15 protein-coding genes and 3 pseudogenes are annotated in these 20,272 nt (G+C 36.4%); 11 read left to right on the top strand and 7 right to left on the bottom strand.

Going from position 1 to position 20,272, the window contains the following annotated elements; all coding sequences use genetic code 11:
* Window positions 1-133: 133 nt before the first annotated feature.
* Genes ACJZL3_RS01755 through ACJZL3_RS01745 form a run of 3 tightly spaced genes read right to left on the bottom strand, consistent with a single transcriptional unit; the run spans window position 134 to window position 3,224 of the window.
* The gene (locus ACJZL3_RS01755) at window positions 134-1,177 is read right to left on the bottom strand and encodes a S49 family peptidase (protein WP_419198853.1); all 1,044 of its coding nucleotides are present in this window, start codon (window positions 1,175-1,177) and stop codon (window positions 134-136) included.
* Window positions 1,174-2,589, bottom strand: coding sequence for a phage portal protein (locus tag ACJZL3_RS01750; protein WP_419198852.1), 1,416 nt, complete (start codon window positions 2,587-2,589; stop codon window positions 1,174-1,176). Before ACJZL3_RS01750 ends, ACJZL3_RS01755 begins: the two co-directional genes overlap by 4 nt.
* On the bottom strand, window positions 2,589-3,224 hold the full coding sequence (locus ACJZL3_RS01745; protein WP_419198851.1) for a glycoside hydrolase family 25 protein: 636 nt from the start codon (window positions 3,222-3,224) through the stop codon (window positions 2,589-2,591). Before ACJZL3_RS01745 ends, ACJZL3_RS01750 begins: the two co-directional genes overlap by 1 nt.
* Before the next feature lie 13 nt (window positions 3,225-3,237).
* On the opposite strand from ACJZL3_RS01745, the gene ACJZL3_RS01740 reads away from it, so the two are divergent.
* Window positions 3,238-3,975, top strand: coding sequence for an ankyrin repeat domain-containing protein (locus tag ACJZL3_RS01740; protein ID WP_419198850.1), 738 nt, complete (start codon window positions 3,238-3,240; stop codon window positions 3,973-3,975).
* Window positions 3,976-3,988: 13 nt separating this feature from the next.
* Window positions 3,989-4,336 (top strand): hypothetical protein, encoded by a 348-nt coding sequence (locus tag ACJZL3_RS01735; protein WP_419198848.1) that lies wholly within the window; start codon window positions 3,989-3,991, stop codon window positions 4,334-4,336.
* A 2-nt stretch (window positions 4,337-4,338) separates the two neighbouring features.
* On the opposite strand, the gene ACJZL3_RS01730 is transcribed toward ACJZL3_RS01735, so the two are convergent.
* Window positions 4,339-5,094 carry a helix-turn-helix transcriptional regulator gene (locus tag ACJZL3_RS01730; RefSeq protein WP_419198847.1) on the bottom strand — a complete coding sequence of 252 codons (756 nt, stop codon included), beginning with the start codon at window positions 5,092-5,094 and terminating at the stop codon, window positions 4,339-4,341.
* Between the two features lie 253 nt (window positions 5,095-5,347).
* On the opposite strand from ACJZL3_RS01730, the gene ligA reads away from it, so the two are divergent.
* On the top strand, window positions 5,348-7,249 hold the full coding sequence (ligA, locus tag ACJZL3_RS01725; RefSeq protein ID WP_419198846.1) for an NAD-dependent DNA ligase LigA: 1,902 nt from the start codon (window positions 5,348-5,350) through the stop codon (window positions 7,247-7,249).
* Window positions 7,250-7,261: 12 nt separating this feature from the next.
* On the opposite strand, the gene wmk (ACJZL3_RS01720) is transcribed toward ligA, so the two are convergent.
* The 3 genes from wmk (ACJZL3_RS01720) to ACJZL3_RS01710 all read right to left on the bottom strand — a co-directional run bounded on the left by wmk (ACJZL3_RS01720) (window position 7,262) and on the right by ACJZL3_RS01710 (window position 10,205).
* Complete coding sequence (wmk, locus tag ACJZL3_RS01720) at window positions 7,262-8,269, bottom strand: WO male-killing family protein Wmk (protein ID WP_419198845.1); 1,008 nt, start codon at window positions 8,267-8,269, stop codon at window positions 7,262-7,264.
* Between the two features lie 86 nt (window positions 8,270-8,355).
* On the bottom strand, window positions 8,356-9,270 hold the full coding sequence (gene wmk, locus ACJZL3_RS01715) for a WO male-killing family protein Wmk (RefSeq protein WP_419198959.1): 915 nt from the start codon (window positions 9,268-9,270) through the stop codon (window positions 8,356-8,358).
* Window positions 9,271-9,278: 8 nt separating this feature from the next.
* On the bottom strand, window positions 9,279-10,205 hold the full coding sequence (locus ACJZL3_RS01710; protein ID WP_419198844.1) for a hypothetical protein: 927 nt from the start codon (window positions 10,203-10,205) through the stop codon (window positions 9,279-9,281).
* 557 nt (window positions 10,206-10,762) lie between these two features.
* Here ACJZL3_RS01710 and ACJZL3_RS01705 point away from each other — a divergent pair.
* The 8 genes and pseudogenes from ACJZL3_RS01705 to ACJZL3_RS01670 all read left to right on the top strand — a co-directional run.
* Window positions 10,763-11,008: pseudogene (locus ACJZL3_RS01705) on the top strand (PD-(D/E)XK nuclease family transposase); the annotation flags it as partial.
* Window positions 11,009-11,462: 454 nt separating this feature from the next.
* A complete protein-coding gene (locus ACJZL3_RS01700; protein WP_173862902.1) occupies window positions 11,463-11,606 on the top strand; it encodes a hypothetical protein in 144 nt (47 codons plus the stop codon).
* A gap of 37 nt (window positions 11,607-11,643) precedes the next feature.
* Entirely contained in the window at window positions 11,644-13,191 is a 1,548-nt protein-coding gene (gene ltrA / locus ACJZL3_RS01695; protein ID WP_006280223.1) for a group II intron reverse transcriptase/maturase, read from the top strand.
* Window positions 13,188-13,975, top strand: a pseudogene (locus ACJZL3_RS01690) (Rpn family recombination-promoting nuclease/putative transposase). The gene ltrA and the pseudogene ACJZL3_RS01690 overlap by 4 nt, the downstream one beginning before the upstream one ends.
* Window positions 13,976-14,515 carry a pyrimidine dimer DNA glycosylase/endonuclease V gene (locus tag ACJZL3_RS01685; RefSeq protein WP_419198843.1) on the top strand — a complete coding sequence of 180 codons (540 nt, stop codon included), beginning with the start codon at window positions 13,976-13,978 and terminating at the stop codon, window positions 14,513-14,515.
* Between the two features lie 5 nt (window positions 14,516-14,520).
* Window positions 14,521-14,688: pseudogene (locus ACJZL3_RS01680) on the top strand (Rpn family recombination-promoting nuclease/putative transposase); the annotation flags it as partial.
* 109 nt (window positions 14,689-14,797) lie between these two features.
* The gene (locus tag ACJZL3_RS01675; RefSeq protein WP_419198842.1) at window positions 14,798-16,270 is read left to right on the top strand and encodes a cytoplasmic incompatibility factor CifA; all 1,473 of its coding nucleotides are present in this window, start codon (window positions 14,798-14,800) and stop codon (window positions 16,268-16,270) included.
* Window positions 16,271-16,323: 53 nt separating this feature from the next.
* Window positions 16,324-19,743 (top strand): cytoplasmic incompatibility factor CifB, encoded by a 3,420-nt coding sequence (locus ACJZL3_RS01670; RefSeq protein WP_419198841.1) that lies wholly within the window; start codon window positions 16,324-16,326, stop codon window positions 19,741-19,743.
* Window positions 19,744-20,272: the final 529 nt, after the last annotated feature.

Below are 20,272 nucleotides of genomic sequence, written 5' to 3'. Positions count from 1 at the left end.
CCTTTTTTCCTTTGTTTATTCCGCTGTGTTTAAAGTCGCTATTCGCCGCGGTAAAAGATATGTTGCTCTATAATTGTGGCGCATTTTGAACACTTATTTACCGCGGCGTATGTTAGCTTTATATCCCGCGGTATCAAATGCTCCGACTTTTTGCTACCTGCATCATCAAGTCTTCCGGTGTATTTTGCGGTATTGTACTCAAAATCTCTGTCTTCTTCGTTCTCTCCGCTAGTATTGACATTAATATCTCTTGGGCTTGCTTTGCATTTACATCCTGTTCGATAAATTCCCCTATCTTCTCTGGCATCTTTGATAAATTACACAAACGTATTAATTCAAGAACTTCAGTACGATACTTAGTTAAATTATCAGTTTCTAGGTCAGTTGTAGTTTGTTCATTCATAGTAATACTCCTATTTTTATTAATAGATGAAAGAATTGTCATTCCATCCGCAAGTCCAATCTCTATTGCTTTCTCGCCAAAATATAGCCCTGCTTCCGTTGATTTAATTTTTCCCGTTGAAAGATTTCTATTCCTTGCTACAAGCTCAACAAACATTTCATATAGTCGGTCTACTTCTCCTTGCAAGCTTTCCAAACTCTCTGATGTTATTGGCTCATGTGGATTTAAATCGTTCTTTCGATTTCCAGCATATACTGTCGTATATTTTATTCCTTGCTTTTCATCAAAAGCGCTTTGATCAATGTGACTTGCTATTACTCCTATGCTTCCTACCCCAGATGTTCTGCTCACATATACCTTTTCAGCACTTGACGCTATTGCATATGCTGCAGAATACGCATCATCATTTGCTATTGCTACGATCTTTTTCAATGTCCTTGCTTCGTAAATAAAGTCAGAAAGGTCGAATAAACCGTTTACTTCCCCTCCGGGGCTGTCTATGTCCAAAATTATTGTTTCTACTTCTTCATCTATTAAAGCTTCTTCTATCTCTTCACGTATCTTCTCATACGATGTCATCCCCAACACATCATCAAAAGCTTCTGACTTTTTCGTCAAGATTCCATGTATTGGTATTATTCCACTTTCACTATTTTTTACTGCATGTTTTATATTTTTAAACGTCGGATGTTTTGCCGCATGTAATGATAATAGTTCAAAACTCCTTGGTTCTACCATTACAGCTTTATTTAACCAAATTGCTTGTTGTTTCATATTACCTCAGCGTTAGAATTTATGTCGGTATCAAAGCTTAAACCTAGGTCATTAGCACGCCTTTGATCCTCAGCTATTTCTTGGTCGATTTCTTCTATATCGTAACCCAGTTCTGACACCACTTCCGATCGACTCTTAAACCCATTTCTTACCGCCATTTGCTGTGCTTGCTGGTCTTTTAGCGGATCTACCCAATCAAATCCTTGTGCTATCCATTTTACTTCTTTTTTTGCCGTTTTTTTTTCGCCTATATCGAGTTCTCCTGAGAGTAGGGCTAATTCTAACCACCTATCCCATACCGGGCGGCAAAATTGAAATACTAAAATGTTATGCTGTAACATCCCGCACCTCCGGCGAAACTCTATTAACCCTGCTCGTATCGATGAATAATTAACGTTGGTAAGATCTCCTGTTAGCTGCTCATACGTTATCCCTGTGCCTACTGCTATTGCTCTGAGCTGCTGTTTCATAAATGCTTCATAACTTCCTCCAACATCTGATGGTTCTGAAAATTTTATATCCTCTCCCGGGTCTAAAAGTTGCATAGTCCCAGGTTCAAGACCAGATAATGCTACCCCTTGTTCATTACTCTCTCCTTCTCCCATGATGTTCGCTTCTGGATCAAGTCTGGTAATAAATCCCGCAAACATCGCTGCAGTCTTTTTTCTCACTAATTCCGCATCGTCATATTGATCAAGTTCATAGAGCTTTAACAGTACACTGGACAACCATGGTACTCCTCGAATCTGCCCAGGTCTTAGCGGTCTATAGATATGCAAAACATCGTTTGCTGGCACTCTCACTGATTCGCCAAACGAGCCTTCTCCTGGATGTTCTCGAAAAAGGTAATACGCTTCTCTCTGCCCAAGTCGGTTAAATTCAATGCCGTTTCTAATTACATTACCGTTGGCAAGGGTTTGATTGCTCTTATTGTCTAAATGCTCTGATTCAAGTACTTGCAGTTGCAACGGCACACAAAGACCATCTTCTCGTTTTCTTGTTCGGAGTCTTACAAAACATTCCCCTCCTTCTATCATGCTCCTACAGACCAAAGCTTGTAATCCATAAAAATCACTCATTCCGCTACTGTCTGCTTCATCCGTCCATCTCAGCCATAATTCTTGCACTTTTTTCCGAAACTCTGCATCTTTGGCTTTTGATTGCGGTTTTATTCCTGTCCCAACAGAGTTACTTACTATCGTATCGATGATGTTTGCTGCATAGGAGTTCTTTCTTACCATGTCACGTGACCGACTACGCAGGTGCTCTAAGCTTTGAGACAGCAAATTATTTATACTTCCTGACTCTCCTTGCCAATACATCACTCTTCTTCCTGATCCTGCAGCGTCCCAGGCTGAGCTTTTTGGTTTTGGTGATTTGTGGAATAATTGTTTGAATGATTTGAGTAACATCATGATATCCAAAAATCTTTTAATTCTTCTAATGTCCCATTGAATTTATTTCGATCACATGGTCCTATGCCTTCTACTGAATTTTGCTTTTCTCCGCTTTTTCCGTCAGTATACTGCCATAGAGTCCATTTTCTCCACCCTATTGGTAATGTCGGCTCTTTTCCCCATTTTGCTAACCATAGTGGACATTCAGTTAGAGTTGGGGTAGCAAAATCTTCTAGAAAACTAGGACTTCCATAAATTAGTGGCAAACGTCCAGTTATTAAATAAACCCTGTTAACGAAATCTTCAGCTTGTTTTGGTGTAATGTTTTCTCCATCTTTGTTTTCTTCTATATCAAGAGCAAGTAGAACTTTAGAACTATCACTTACTGTCTCTAAAAAATGCTCAGCTTGGTCTTTTCCGTTTTCTCCTACTCCAAAATGGTATGCCCCATACAGAAGTCCTTCTTCTTCAGCGGCTTTTTTTCTTTCCACGTATGTTGGATCTATATATTTTAACCCCTGCGTTGCTTTATGAATAACTCCCAATATCCCATCTTCTTTTGCTAATTTAAAATCTACACTTTCATTCCAATGAGAAATGTCTACTACCGCATTTATATGCATCCCTGGTGCTGTAGCTATAATATTCATTAAATGCTCTTCATTGATCGTTTTCGAGACTATCAAAACTATTATTAATACTAGATTTGGTACTAAAATTTTACATTTCTCTGCAAAACGCGATCTTTACAACTTATTTCTTTTCTTCGTTGGACACGATGCTAATGTTAACTTAGCAGATAGAAAAGGTAATACAGTACTACACGTTGCCTCTCGATATGGATCCAAAGCAATAGCAGAGGTTATTATAGCAATAAGCGAAAATATTAATGCTCAGAATATCGATGGCGACACTCCTTTGCATTATTCAGTAAAGTATGGATGTATGGACGTTATGCAAAAGTTATTACAATCTGGTGCAGACATCAATTGCCAAAATCACCTAGGTAAATCACCGCTACATATTGCAGCTCAATGCTCTGATGGTGTAATATTGGGATTACTAGCAAAAGGAGGATCTTATATCAACATCGAAAATAAAGATGGACATACACCTTTGCACCTTGCAGTTTCATCCAATTGTAAAGATTTTGTGGAGATTTTGCTGCAAAACGGGGCAAATATTAATGCAATAGGGAAAGATGGTTGTACTCCTCTGCACCTTGCTGTTATGAAAGGCAATAAAGAAATTGTTGAGTTATTACTAGACAGAAAGGCAAACGCTCATCTGAAATGTTTTTATAACTCTGAAGAAGGTTATACAGCACTGGAAAACGCTGTAGCAAACCGAAACAAAAAAATTGTAGCATTGTTTCTGCTTCATGGAATAACCTTAGAATAGTTGGAGTGCAACAATGTCCTACGAGCAAATCGTTATATACGGTATAATATTAATTATTGCTATTAAAATATTTCTCTTTTTCAGAAGAATATACAAAAACCTCGTCAATCTGGGAGAGAGTGAAAAAAAACAGCTTGAGAATCATGATATCAAAGAGAATCAGGTTTATAAAGAAAATCTAAAAATAATTGGCGTTGCAAAGCCAGTGGGCAAATGGACAAAAATGGTTATACTGAATGGTGAATTGATGCAGCGTCTAGCACAATTGATACAGGAAGAAGGCAATGAAAAAGGTTACTGGGAGCTATTTGTAAAGGCTCAGTCTTCAACCCAGGGGAAATATAAGGGAAGAGGTAGGTAACGTTAGCCTTTTTTCTCTTCCTTTTCATGAATCTTTATTAACTTGGTCAAAAATGAACGCCATAAATCTTTTATCTCTTTGTTTTCAATTTTTTGATATTCTCTCATTATATTTAATATTTTGTTTTCTCCTTGACCATCTTCACAATAACTTTCTGCTTTTGATGTAGGTAGTAGAAGTACAAAACTTATTGATAATCCTTTCGCTAATTCAGGCGTATTTTTGAACGATGGTATTATCCCTTTTTCATATGTGTATATTTGCTTATGGGATAATCCTGCTTTATCTGCCAATTCCATCTGTGTAGAACCTCTAACCAACCGCCAATCTTTTGCCTTTTGCGCCATTTGGAATCTTACAGGTCTTACCTCTGTTGTAACCTTGTTAATTTCGATTCCTTCTGACAAAGATCTGGTTAGTGTACAAACTGCCTCACGAACTTTCGGGTCCTTAATTCTTTTTATGGTTTGCACTAAATTAAATGCCTTCTTATCTTCACGATTAATATAAAATCCTTCTGGTGGCTCAGGAAAGAAAACTTCAATATCATAATATAATTTTTTTGCCATCCTCTCGAGAGTTGTGGGTTCAATGCTGTATATTCCTAGCTCATAATTTGTAACTGCTGACTTTGCTAAACCAACTCTTTTTGCGAAATCAGCCTGAGAGCATTCCATCTTTAACCTAATATCCTTTGCCTTTTGAGTTATTTGATAGCATAAAGAATCAGGAGCTATTTTCTTTGTGGTAGTAGTCATTTTTTCACAGATATTGAAGATTTATATAGTGTTATTAAATTATATTAAAGCTTTATTACTCACATATGGCGAAAAGATCCTGGTCTCTATTAGTTAAATGCCTTGCTATTTCTATTTAAATATTATCCTTTTAATAAAATGCACTAGCAACACGAATATCTTACCCGTAAAATACGCTGGCAGCGAGTGCGCGAGTTAATAATTAATTTACAACTGGCGCTGTATACTAGAACAGTAGTAGTAGAGGTAAGTTATGAATAAAAATGCATTACAAGAAAAAATAAAACGCCACAATGAGTTGTACTATCGGGAAAATATATCAGAAATAACCGATGCGGAATATGATGAGCTGGTGAAAAAAGTAGGTATTCAAACCGTTGGTACTGCGCCTGATAGAAGATTTTTAGAGGTGGAACATATTGTACCAATGCTCTCGTTGGACAAGGCTCACGGACGAGATGAAGTTGAAGAGTTTCTTAAAAAACTTCTGAATGTACATGAGTTGGAAATCATATGTGAACCAAAGATCGATGGGGTGTCGTTTTCTGCGATTTATGAGGATGGAAGATTTGTTAAAGCTGCAGCTCGAGGCGACGGTTTTGTAGGAGAAGATGTCACTCACAATGTTGCAACAATAAAAGACTTTCCTAAATTTTTGCAAGGTGTAAAGGGTAGATTGGAGGTGAGAGGGGAAGTATACATAAGAAATGACGATTTTTTAAAATTAAATAAGAATTTCTCAAATCCGCGCAACACAGCGTCAGGTTCATTAAGACAATTGGATCCAGAAGTTACCGCTAGGAGACCGCTGAAATATTTTGCTTACTCTTTGATCGGTGGAACAGAAAATACCCAGTCTGAAGTATTAAATAAGCTAAAAAAGCTTGGATTCTGTGTAAATGAACATCAATGCTTAGCAAAAAATGTGGATGAAATGCTGGAATTCTACAACAGAACCTACGATAATCGCCATGAATTAGGTTATAATATTGATGGAGTAGTATATAAAATCAATAATTTACAGCTACAAGATCGTCTAGGTAACACAAATAAAGCTCCTAGATGGGCAATAGCTCATAAATTTCCTGCAGCGCGTGGAAAAACCAAGATAAAGAAGATATCGGTACAAGTAGGCAGAACAGGTAAATTGACTCCAGTTGCTGAATTAGTTCCAATAAATATAGGAGGGATAGTCGTTACTAGAGCAAACCTGTATAATCAAGATGAAATTGAACGTAAGGACATAAGAGAAGGAGACGTAGTGGTAGTAGAGCGAGCTGGCGATGTAATTCCTAAAATAATAAGTGTTGATAAAAGTGCCCGTTCTCGCAATGCACCAAAATTTGTTTTTCCTGACACTTGCCGCGAATGCGGGAGTAGTATTGATGACTGGGCTAGATGTTCAGGTGGAGACGTTTGCCCAGCACAACAAATAGGAAAGTTAAAACATTTTGTGGAAGTTCTTGACATTAAAGGTTTTGGCAATAAACAAGTAGAATTCTTTTACGATCTTGGCTTGATAGAACAAATTCCTGATATTTTTACTCTCGAAGAAAAACTTGAAAATTTCAACTTAAGTGAGCTAAATGGATGGGCTGAGAAATCCGTATCTAATCTATTGAATTCTCTCAATAGCAGAAAAACTATAACTCTTGAAAAATTCATATCTTCCTTAGGGATTGAATCTGTCGGGCCAAGTGTAGCAAAAATATTAGCCAATCATTATAGATCTTATGATAGTTGGTATGAGACCATATTATCTTATGATAGCGAAGTTCCCTATCAACTAATTAGCATAAACGGTGTAGGAGAAAAGATTGCAGATTCCTTAGAGTTTTTTTTCTCTGACGAGAATAACGTTAAAATGGTAAACGACCTCGTTTCTCAGTTGACCATTCTGCCTGTAGTTAGCAATTCCCCTCTTAGCGGAAAAATAGTGGTATTTACTGGTAAGCTGTTGACAATGGAAAGAAAAGAAGCTCAAGCAAAAATCGAATCTTTAGGCACAATTGTGAGTTCAAGTGTATCACCTAAAACAGATTATTTGGTTGTGGGCGAAAAACCTGGGGCAAAATACAGAAAAGCTTTGGAGCTAGGTATTAAAATTTTAAGTGAGGAGGAATTTTACAAATTAATTCTGAAAGAAAAACTGTAATCTCAACTCTATTTATCTGAGTTGTGCAATTTCTTCAGATGATAAACCAGATGTTCGCAATATAATATCAATAGCAACACCTGCCTTAACTAGATTTTTTGCAACCCTGATTTTCTCTGCTTTTTTAACCTTTTCTTTGCTAGTCTTCATACCTTCAGATAAGGATCTAACTACCGCACCTACTATATCACGGGATTCCTGATCTTTGCATTCATCTATAAACCTCAATAGCTTGTTTTCTGCTTTACCATCCTCATTTTCATATTCTGTTGGTTCAAGAAATAGAGCTTTAATGTTAACTGATAATGCCTTTGCTATCTTATCTAATATTTCAATTGGAATATCTGTGTATCCTCGTTCATAGTTATGTATTTCTTTAGATGTTGAACCGATTTTATTTGCCAAATCCTCTTGAGCGTATTCCCGTATTAATCTCTGCTCTCTTATCCTTTTCCCCACTTTGTAGAGTGTAGAATCAGTACAAATTTCTTTCTCTGTATCATCATATTCGTAAATAGATAAGCGAGTCGCTTGGGAAATAATATCAACTGGAATTCCTTCTTTAACTAGATTCCTTGCAACTCCTATTCTTACTTCTTCTTGACTAGTTTTTTCACTAACATATACAAATCTTATTAATGGATAAAGCTTCTTGCGTAATTCTTGATCTTTAATTTCTATATGTATTTTTGTTAGATAGACTATTTCTTCATCCTCATCTTCATGCCAACTGTTTTCTTTTAGTACTGTTGGTCCTGGAAGTAGATCTATAACACTAACTGATAATGCTCCTGCTATTATATATGATCCTTTGACTGTAATAGGCTTACACCCTAGTTCAAGGTTATGTATTTCCTGATATGTTAACCCAATTTTGCTTGCTAATTTTGCCTGGGTATATCCTTGTATTATCCTACAACCTTCTATCTTTTTCCCCATTTCATAGTTTATTGAGCCAATATGCTCTAGGTTAACGTAGCTAAAGTCGCTAACAGCTATTTTTCTTACAGAAGTAGACATATGTTATTTATAGAAACTAATGTATATACTTATCACAAAGCTTCATCAAAATCCACTGTTCTGACTGGCTGTAAACTTTTATTTTATTACAAAAATTTTCCAATCATACAACCAGTTGTTTGTGAGATAATATCAGCAGAAATTCCTTCTTTAACTAGACTTTTTGCAACTTCAACCTTTTTTGCTTCTCTGACCTTTTCCCTACAAACTCGTATGCCTTCAAATAAAGATTTGATCAGCACATCTCGTAACTCTTGACTCTCTATCTTTTTGTATTCTTCTATCAAATTCGATAGCTCATTTTCTACCTCATCTTCTGTCGATTCGGGAAGTAGATCTATGATATTAATTGATAATACCTTTGCTATTTCATCTAACGTTTCAAGTGAAACAGCAGCTCGTCCTTGTTCATATTCGTATATTCCTTGATTTGTTATCCCCCCGATTTTATTCGCTAAATCTTCCTGAGTGTATCCTCGTCTCAACCTCCACTCTTTTATCCTTTGCCCTACTTTGTATGGAATAGAATCAATGGGAATTTTGTTCTCCTCATACTCACCAATAGATAAGTTAGTTGTTCGAGAGATAACGTGAGCAGAAACTCCTGCCTTAACTAAACCCTTTGCCACTTCTATTTTCACCGCTTTTCCACTTCTTTCCTCACTAATACGGATGAATTTGGTTAATAAATAAAATATCTCACGTAATTCTTGATCCTTAATTTCTTTATGTCTTCTTACTAGATTTAATATCTCTTCTCCCTCATACCTTTTTTCATTTGATACTGTTTGTTCAGAAACTAGAACTCTAGCACTTGTCGATAATGCTTCTGCTATGGCATATAATTTCTTAATTGAAATTCTACGTGTTCCTTTTTCATATTGTAGTATGACCTGATACTTTGTACCAATTTTACTTGCTAAATCCTTTTGAGTATATCCCAGCCTTAATCTACGATTTCTTATCTCTTGCCTAACTTTATAGCTTAGGCTTTCTGCCAATTCGCACACTAATGTCTTCTATTAGAATTATTGCTTAACCTCGATAATAATTTCTCCCTTTCTCTTATTACCTGGTCGCTTTTATCTCCAATCTCTCTCATTTCTCTTTCTCGCTCTTCTATGCTAGATTTCATAGCCTCAGCCGAATATTTGCTCTTTCCACTTGCTAGTTCTAATTTTAACCTTTTTACCTTGTATTCCAATTCCATAAACCTTTCATGTTTTTTCAGCGTCTCTATCATCTGATTTACTTGTGAGTGTAATTCTCCTTCTTCTAAGCTTTCTGCTATTTTAATCAGTAACAACTCATCAATTTTATAATTTACACCAGATTGAACTATAAATAGATTGATCATTGCTCGTACGTCAGTAGGCTCTGCTACTAATACGTTAACATTGCTACACACAAAGCGTTTTAAACTTATATTTTTTTCTAGATAATTTTTCATATCCTGCGATAATTTTTCCTTTAATTCTTCATATGCTCTCGACAGTAACACCTCTAATTCCTTAAAAAATTCAAGTTCAATATCACCTGACGTAAGGATCATTAATAGATGTTTTACTAACTCCCTATCATTTGATTTAATTGCCTGATAAATTGCTTTTTCTCTATCCTCTTTCAAATCATACAGTTCTGATGAATCACTAAGGCTAAATAAGTAGTTCTTAGCTTCTTCAGGAGCATAGATTGCAATATTAACTTCTCTTAGTGGATGGTCATCATTAAACTTTTCTAGATCAATAGTTTCTTCTATCACAACAGCCACTTTACTCAACTTCTTTAGCTGATCTATACCGCCTCTTGAATCTCTGGATGTATTTTTAACTTCATTTAACACTTCGCTATAAAGACTTTGCTTTTCCTCACTGCTTAATAATGTACAATGCTCCTTTAGTTGCTTGGGAGTCTTGGATAGAAGTTGTACTAACATACGTTTTGTTGAAAATGCTCATGCTATATTATAGAATTTTTAATTGAAAATCATGCAAAAATTTATATTGCTATGGTCTTCAATTTATGTCTCTTTTTAGTGGTTTCTGAATCTCATGATTCCTATATTTCAGCTTCTTGGCAAGGGTATAGCCTTAATGTAAATTTAGCCACCAAAAATGTTGATATCAAGTTTTGAGTCCTTTATAATGTAAAGTGTGGGAGGTTAATCTCGCGATGTTAGGTAATTGAGTTTTTACGCTCGTATTTTATTAGGAGATTAGCCTCTCACACCAAAAATAGGTATTTTTGAAGTTTTTTATAGCTACTAAATTCATGAGTTCATTTACTGGGCTTTAAAGGTACTTTATGAGGGGATTATAAAAAGATGTATAAAAGGATATCTAAGGTGCGTAGTAGCATTCTAGGGCCATCTATGAAAGTAGTTTTTTAGCCAACTCTTGAAATTCAGCTAACTTTAATAGACCTTAGCATAAAAGAGTTGAATATTTCTTCAGAATTGTGTATAATTACTGATGCTTTTTAGGTTAACGTCTTATGGCTTTTTCTAAATTTCTCGATCCTAAATTTGACCTGCCCTTCAAACGAGTGTTCGGCACTGAAAAAAATAAGAATATTCTTATCCACTTTTTGAATGACATCTTAGGGTTTACTGGTGTTAACACAATTCAAGATGTTAAGTTTCTTAGCACTATTATGGATCCTGAGATTGCTTCTGATAAACAGAGTATTGTTGATGTTCTTTGTAAGGATTCATACGGAAATAGGTATATTGCGGAAATGGTGCGACCTGAAAGCCTTCGGTCATATTGTTTAAAAGGAGAGGAATTCATTCAGAAAGAAACTGAAAGGATTCTAAAGCTTATTGAACCAGATGTTTTGCCATCTGAGTCTACGCATCAGTGCGAATTGGGTAACCAGTTGGTGCCGAGCGACGCGGACAATGAACCTCCTCTTGATAAAGAAGATGCTCAATCGTGAGAGAAAGCATAAACTACAAGCATCATGTGGTTGGAGGGCTAGGCTTAGTGGTATGGTGAACGTAAGTGAAGCTTCATAAGTATCGTAACGATTAAAGAGCTAAAGATGCTGATAAGCTCCGACCAAAAGGTAATGTGGATGAGTTACATTTTTCATTTCTGGATGTACGCAAATAATAATTCCACCGGTATAGAGAAGCCACCTAACCCACTATTGTATGACAAAAGGAACAGGATAAGCCTGTATTTTCGCCTATATGGCAGGCAACCCGCAAGGAATGCTGATGGATGTGCAGGTAAAGGATAATGGAGAAAGCGAATGCCATTTTGTAACGAAATGGATAGAATTTGTAACATTAATTCGCGTGAAAACGAGCAGACTTCCATTTGGTCCCTCATGACAAGAAACTTTGTTAACCACTTAAGGTAGGAAAGCAGATGATTACAAGTACAACTGTAAGTGCACCTACCAATAACTCCGAAGCATGGAACCAGTTACCCTGGAAGAAATGCCAAAAAGTTGTTATGAGGCTACAGAGGCGTATTGTTAAGGCTGTCCAACAAGGCAGATGGGGTAAGGTGAAAACTTTACAACACCTTCTCACACGCTCTTTTAGCGGCAAAGCTTTGGCGGTTAAGAGAGTAACTGAAAACCAAGGAAAAAACACAGCAGGTGTAGATCGTCAAATATGGTCAACTTGCAACACAAAATTTCAAGGAATAAAGCTATTAAAACAAAGAGGATACAAACCTTCTCCGCTAAAACGGATATACATCAGTAAGTCTAATGGCAAAAGAAGACCTCTTGGAATCCCTACGATAAAAGATAGAGCCATGCAAGCATTATACTTGTTTGCTTTGGAACCGATAGCTGAAACGATCAGTGATCGTCACTCTTATGGTTTTAGACCAAAAAGATCCTGCGCAGACGCTACTGTGGCTTGTCACTTGTTACTGGCAAGCCGTAACCAACTACAATGGATACTCGAAGGTGATATTAAAGGGTGTTTTGATAACATTAACCATGAATGGCTCATGAAGCATATTCCTATGGAGAAGAAAATTCTTCATAGCTGGTTAAAAGCTGGCTTCCTAGAATCAAAAACTCTGTATTCCACAACTGCAGGTACCCCACAAGGTAGTATCATCTCTCCAATACTAGCAAATCTAGCCCTAAATGGACTTGAAAAATCATTGGAAAGTCAATTTGGTAAACTTGGCAGTAAAAGAAGAAGCAAAATCAGAAGTGGAGTAAATGTAATCAGGTACGCAGATGACTTTATCATTTCAGGAATCACACGTGAAGTACTGGAAAATGAAGTAAAACCTCTAGTATCGTCCTTTCTTCAGGAGAGAGGTCTTATCCTTTCCGAAGAGAAAACAAAAATTACATCTATTACAACAGGGTTTGACTTTCTTGGTTGTAATGTACGCAGGTATAATAAGAAGTTAATTATAAAACCTTCAAAAGAAAGTATTAAGAAACTTCTTAATAAAGCACGTACATTGATAAAGGCAAACATAGCGAACACTCAGGCCGTACTAATCAAGTTGCTCAATTCCCTATTAAGGGGATGGGGAAATTACTACAGCCATGTGTGTGCGAAAAGAGCTTTTAACAAAATAGACCATGAAATTATGTGTGCTCTATGGAAATGGGCAAAGAAAAGACATCCTCGTAAAGGATTACGTTGGATAAAGAATCGTTACTTCAAGGTAATGAAACAACGCCAATGGGTCTTTGCTGCACCCATATGCAAGAACAAACCGAAAGAGATAAGGTATTTAAGACTGCTTAGGTTGATTGATATACCTATCAGACGACATGTTAAAATCAGGGCGGATGCAAATCCACTTGACTTAAAATGGAAAAAGTATTTTGATGAAAGAGTGAAACAAACAAAAATGTTAGCAAGCTCTTTCTCAAGAGAAGGTTCTCTACTGTTGGTGTCACCATTAAGAATGATGTTTTCTGAGGAATCATGAAGGACAAGCCGGTTCGAGAAAAGAAGGACTTAGATAAGGGGCTCAAGCGTAGTGTGGGGAAACCTGCATGCTGCGTTTCTAAGGGAGGGAGTAGTAGCAATACTACTTCCTTACCTAACCAACTCGCTCGTGATAAAGGCTTCGAAAAACGTGCCCAACTTTATGCTGCTAAAGCTTACTCAAGACAATCAGGCAATTACGTTGATTTTAAGAAAGTATTCTTTATCGCTATTTCCAATAGTACGCTATTTCCTCCAGAGGTTGAGTATATTTCCACTCACAATGTACGTGATATTAAGACTAACGGACATTACTTAAAAGATTTTCAATTTGTCTTTATTGAGTTGCCTAAATTTGCAAAAAATAAAGTAGAGCAGCTAGAGAGTACAATAGAGCGCTGGTGCTTTTTTTTCAAGTACGCAGAAGATACTACAGATGAAGACCTAAAAGATATTGCAGAAAAAGCGCCAATAATAAAGCTAGCATATGATGAATTAGACAAGTTTCGTTGGGAAGAAGAGGATCTAGCAGCATACGAAGAAAGAGTTTTGAGTGTACAGAAAGAAGAGGCTATTTGGGCTCAACGCCTTGATGATGCTTCTGCTGAAGGTAGACTAGAAGGCATCCAAATCGGCCATCAAAAAGGCAGAGAAGAGGGTGAGAAGCAAGCTAAAATAGCAGTCGCAAAGAATCTACTTAAAGCAGGGTTTCTACCGATATCGTAGTTCAAACTACTGGTCTTACAGTTAACGAAGTCAAAGACTTAAGCTCTTTGGGTGTCTAGATGAACATCTTTATACTAGATGAAAACCCAGTAATTGCAGCACGAATGTTATGCGATAAGCACATAGTGAAAATGCCATTAGAAACTGCTCAATTACTTAGTAGTGTTTTTTCAATCGCATTAAAAGCGCCAAATCCTTTTGTCAGTATCACAAACCAAAATATAGAAGTTCCATATAAACTTACTCACAAAAACCATCCTTGCTCTTTATGGGCTAGACAGTCGAAAGGGAACTTTTGTTGGTTGATAGAGTACGGAAGAGAATTATGTAAAGAGTACACCTGGCGATACAAAAGAACGCATAAATCCGAAGAAATAGTAGATTGGTGTGATAGTAATAAGGATTTGCTAATTTTTCAATCAGCAGATATACAAACTTTTATACAAGCACTGCCAGACCGGTATAAATGTAGTAGTCCCATAACAGCCTATAGAAAGTACTACCTACATGAAAAGATGAGATTTGCTAAGTGGGAAAAGGGCAGAGAAGCACCGGATTGGATAATAGGGAATCATTGCACTACGGTTATCAGCCAATAAACACAGAAGTCATCCTCATCGGACATGAAAAAAGCAGCGAAGAGGGCGAAAAACAGGCTAAAATAGCTGTGGCTAAAAATTCACTCAAGGCGGGTGTTTCTATTGATGTTATTGCTGAAATAACAGGGTTTTCTGTTGATTATATTAAGAAAATTCAAGAAAAGAAGTTTTAGCCATAACGTTTTTTATTAAGTTTTCTATTCTAGTAATTTTTATGTTGCAAGCCCATTTTGGTGTTTGTATAATGCCACTTTTACATAAGACATTCAATAGGAGGAGTTAATGCCAACACAGAAAGAGCTTCGGGCTACGATGTCCAAAAAATTACAGGAAGCTATTAAACATCCAGATACAACAGTTGCTGCCGGGAGGAAGTCAGCTATCAAGAGATGGGTGGGAGTCCTTCAAGATAACTTTATGGAGCACATAAAATACTTCAAGGATGATAAGCTGAAGTTTTTGCACAATGTATTCCAAGATGAAGGTTGCTGGTCAGGTGTAAGGTTGGATAATGCTGCTTTAGGTCAAAGGTTTACTGAAGAAAAAATAGGTGGAATAGATAATCCACTTCGCAAATATGAGATGGCTTGTAGTTACTGTGTAGTAGATAAAATTCATCCTCTCTTTCAAAAAAGATTTGAGTTTCTCAAGAACGGTTTTCGTCCTGGTGCGCGTGATGGTAGTGGTAATCCTATAACTGATAAATACGTACGAAACTCCCTACTGGATACTATAAAAAGAAATGGTAGCGTGTTTGATTTCTGGATTGATAGAGAATCTGGGGAATTAAAGCAGTACGATGCAGTAGAAGGTTTTGATAGTGCTGTAAAACTTAAGTGGAGTGAAGGAGTAGAGTATTTTTATAATCATTTAAAAGAAGATAAAGAAAAGAAGCTTACAGAAGCTATTATTGCTCTTTCTCGTCCTCAATCTGTTGAGAAAGATGCTCCTATTTTAGATTTTTGCGTAAGGAATATAGCTGATAAAGATACTCTTTTACAGAAATTGCTGCAGAAAGATAAGGGAGTATATTCCCTTCTTGCTGAATTAATAGAGTCATGTTTTTTTGATACGGTTCATGATTTAGTACAGTGCTGGTGTTATAAAGACGTTTCAGCAGGAGGAGACCATTCAGAGAAAATATTCTCACAGGATGAGTATGACCTCCTCCTTTACTCACTTTCAAACGTAATGTTGAAAAATCCTGAATCAAGTACTCAAGCTAGATCTCTTATTATGAAGATTTGGAAATGTGACTGCTTTATTGAATACAGAAAGATTTCTGTTAATATTTCTAATTGTATAGTTCCTATACAGGACATGCTTGCAGGGTTAATAATTAACTGGAAACGAGAAGACATTTATAAGTCTGATGAGGAAAAAGAAGTAGAGAAAAAAGAAATATTAGATGTAATGTTATTTGCTAAAGATTGCTTTCCTGAAAAGTTTGAGTTCTTTAAAAAATTAATAACAAGAAATCTTAGATTATGTGGTAGGGAAGGAATGGAAGAAAGTATAAACTACGATGATTTGGCGAAAGAATTGTTTTCTGAGTTAGAGAAAACAATTTTACCACCTGGTCCTGGAGGTGATGGTCCTTATAGTAATTTGCGATCACGATCTAAAGCTCATGGTAGTAAGAAAACAACTTTGCCACTTGATGATAGTCCGCAGTCTGAGCTTGGAACTCCTAGTGTAAGTGGTGTTTCTTCTTATAAGAAAAAAAGCGTCTTTACGCTTAGTGGTAATAAGTAATCCACTTATGAACTCTTGGTGTTTCTGGTCGTAGTAAATAAGGGGTATTTTGTATGAGTAATGGTGATGGGCTTATTAGGAGTTTGGTGGATGGAGATCTTGAAGGATTCAGACAAGGATTTGAATCTTTTTTAGATCAATGTCCATCTTTCTTGTATCATGTGAGTGCAGGTCGTTTCCTTCCTGTATTCTTTTTTAGTATGTTTGCTACTGCACATGATGCTAATATCTTAAATGCAAATGAGAGAGTGTATTTTCGTTTTGATAATCATGGTATTGATACAGGTGGTAGAAATAGAAATACAGGGAACCTAAAAGTCGCTGTTTATCGTGACGGACAGCAAGTTGTCAGATGTTACAGTATTTCTGATCGTCCTAATAGTGATGGGTTAAGGTTCAGTACAAGGGAGAGAAATGCTCTAGTGCGAGAGATTAGACGGCAAAATCCGAATTTAAGGGCGGAAGACTTAAATTTTGAGCAATACAAAGTATGCATGCATGGAAAGGGCAAGAGTCAGGGAGAGGCAATTGCAACAGTATTCGAGGTGATTCGTGAAAAGGATTTTAGAGGTAGAGATAAATTTGCCAAGTATTCAGCATCTGAGATTAGTCTTCTTAGGCAACTCTTAGGAGATCACGGATTGACAATTCAGGAAATAAAAGGAAGACAACCCAATCAAAATCAGCTCAGACAACTTGATAGATCAGCCAATTTTGCACAGGTAGCACAAGGTCAACAAAGGATTGACAACTTTATGGGAATACTAGCAAATAACCAAAGACAAAATGTAGAACGTAGAATGCACAGGGAAGTTTTGCCATACATCACTGACATCTATGATAATTGCAGACAAGCGCTAGAAAATAATATTGAAAATCGCAATCAAAAATTTGAGAGTCACGGGTTTTTACTAGGGTTTTTAGCAAATTTTAGTCATCGCTACGCAATAGGCATTGACCTTGACTTATCTCCTAGAAACTCACATGTTGCTTTTCTTGTACGTCATCAAGCGGAAAGGGGAAACATTCCTGTTGTTATCAATCTTGCTACAGAAATAACAACATTGCCACGTACTGCATTAAACCGTGCCATAGGGTACGCTGGAAGGTTACATACTTCTTCATTTATACCTATTCATACCACATCAGAGCATACTGTTTGTGTTGGATTAAATTTTAACTTCAATCGAATTCCTTTTATGGTTGATACGGTAGGGCTTCAACAGGATAGATTTCCTTTAGTACAAAGATTGTTTGAGTGTTTGGAGAATGAAGGAATTAGAGAAAATATTAGAGATTTCTTGCCTCAACATCTTCCTAATGAAATACCAAGAAATGCAGAGAATTATAATAGAATATTTGATTGCATAACTGGCTTTGTTTTTGGGAGTAGTGCTTTTGATAGGCATCATTTACAACTCGCAGGGGGAGGGGAATTACCTGTAGCAAAGTATGTATTTAGATATAACGATGAGAATTTAAGACGTTTAACTATGGTCTTTCATGCTGAAGGTTCTGATATAGTTATATTTCATATTAGAGCTCACGATGCGCAACAACAAGGAGCCATCAACTTGCAAGATCTTAATATTAATAGGAATAATATTCATGTATGGGAAGTTTCATGCACACTTAATGACCAACTTGGGCTAGATATTGATCTACCAAATGACCTTGGTTTATATCCCAATTATCAAAATAATAATGCAAATAATTTTCTTGATGGTGATCTTGTACAAGTGCCTAATACTGAAAATGTACATGGTATTTCGGGAAGGGTTATGAATGATGGCTGGAAAAATGTAGGTCAGCATAGAGAACTATTTCAAGAGATCTCTGGAGCATTGATGCCACTTATGGATGCAATAAATGTTAATAGTGAGGATAAATTTCGTTCTATACTACATGGTACATTTTATGCTAGTGATAATCCTTATAAAGTGCTTGCTATGTATAAAGTTGGTCAAACATATAGTTTGAAAAGGGGGCAGGAAGAAGAAGGAGAAAGGGTAATACTCACAAGAATTACAGAACAGAGATTAGACCTTTTATTATTAAGACAACCTACAGCAGATACTCATCCAATTGGATATGTATTAAGATTTGCTGGTAATGCAGAAGAAGTAAGACAACAGCAAAATGATGCGAGACAAGAAATCGGAAGACTTAAGAAACAACACAGAGGATTTATACCTATTACTTCTGGAAATGAGGTGGTTTTGTTTCCTATTGTGTTTAATAGAGATGCACACGAAGCAGGTAATCTTATACTTTTCCCAGAAGGGATAGGAAGAGAAGAGTATGTACACAGGCTTGATCGTCATGGTCGCAGCTCAAGACCAGGAGGATTAGTGGGACCTGAAAGTGTTATTGATGAAAATCCACCAGAAGGTCTATTATCAGATCAGACTCGTGAAAATTTAATAAATTATATTCGAGAAAATCCCGGACGGAACCGGATTTTACCGTTTGATCTAGGTGATAATCGATGTGTTAGTATTATTACCTTCGAAGGTAGTATACAACAACTCCTAGAAATACTAAGGTCAAGAATAAGGGGAGGTGATAATTCCATTCCTACAGCACAAGGAATAAGAAGACAAATAAGAGATATTCTTGGAAATCAAGGGATAGAAGTGAGTGATCTAATTACACTAGAATTTGCGACGAGAAATGGACATTATGATTACTGGCTTCAACAAATTGATATAGCTCACGCTGGAAGATTGCGATATCAGCTTCGTACTGAAGGTAATCACACTTTTGAAGTAGCTAATTTGGCAAGGAATGACGGTAACGAGCACATTGTTAGAGTATTAAATCAATTTAGGGAAAATGAAGAACAACAGCGTTTAACTTTAATCATTACTTTAAATAATACTCATTGGATTACACTAGTGATTGAACGTCAAAATGAAAATTATGTTGGGTACTATGCTGATTCAACTGCTACTGCTGTTCCAGGTGGTATTACCGATATCATTCAAAATAACTTAGGAAATAATATCAGGATTAATGATGTTTCTGTTCGTCAGCAAACAGATGGTTGGAATTGTGGTTTATGGGCATTAGAAAATGCTAGTGATATTAATCGAGTTCTAAACGAAAATCCTGTTGGGCAAGTGCAGAATATCATAAATATAATACGCGATTTTCTTGGAAGAGGCCACCCAAACAGAGATAGAAATTACTTTCAGAACATAAGAGTGGGCATTTCACAATTATTCAGGAATGATCCGGGATTTCAAGATGTGCAATTGCAAGCGTACATTCAAAATAGAGAACAAATTGATCCATTACTACGTACTTATCTAGAATTAGGATATCACAGAGTAGGAGGAGGGTATGGATTAGTAGAAGCACCTATATCGCTTGGTGTTAGTGATTCCAGTAATTTTGGTGACCTGCCACAGTCGAGCTTAGAAAGTCCTGAAGCTAGTCGTGTTTCTGACCTTAGCAAAGGCGGTAGGTAGAGGTAATCGGTAGATGAAAGGAGTGTAACAAAAACTTTATGCGTCAAGTGGAGATTGTGAGCAAATTTAAAGAAGTTAAGGTGGGTAACCTGTTTTTTTCTACTTGCAGCAATGTTTCAAAAAGTATATGTGTCGAGTTGGGTAAAGTTGAAGGAGGTTCTTAAATGAGTAACTATTAATTTGGTAGTATATAACATTAATAAATTTAAACGATGCAACCATTTCCAGCAACAAAACCAGCAAGCGTGAGAGGTGTTCGGTTTGGAATCGCGTGGTCTACCACTCAATACATACGAACTTTTTAATATAGTGATTTCATTATACGCTAAAACTAGCCATATTAGCCCATTTGATCCATATCTACATACGAACTGTTTTACCTAAGCTTATTAAAATAATTTAAATCTTCTATTTTTATAACCTTATTTTTACGCGGCTTGTTCTCACAAATATACGACCCTTTTTGCAATCTTAGGAAGAGTCAATAATTCAAATTTTTGTGGCACTAAAATAGGAATTTCTTTAGTTA

Origin of the sequence: Wolbachia endosymbiont of Rhagoletis cingulata, from assembly GCF_048537655.1 — a bacterium.
In the GTDB taxonomy this organism is placed as follows: domain Bacteria; phylum Pseudomonadota; class Alphaproteobacteria; order Rickettsiales; family Anaplasmataceae; genus Wolbachia; species Wolbachia pipientis.
This window is presented reverse-complemented; position numbering and strand designations above follow the sequence as displayed.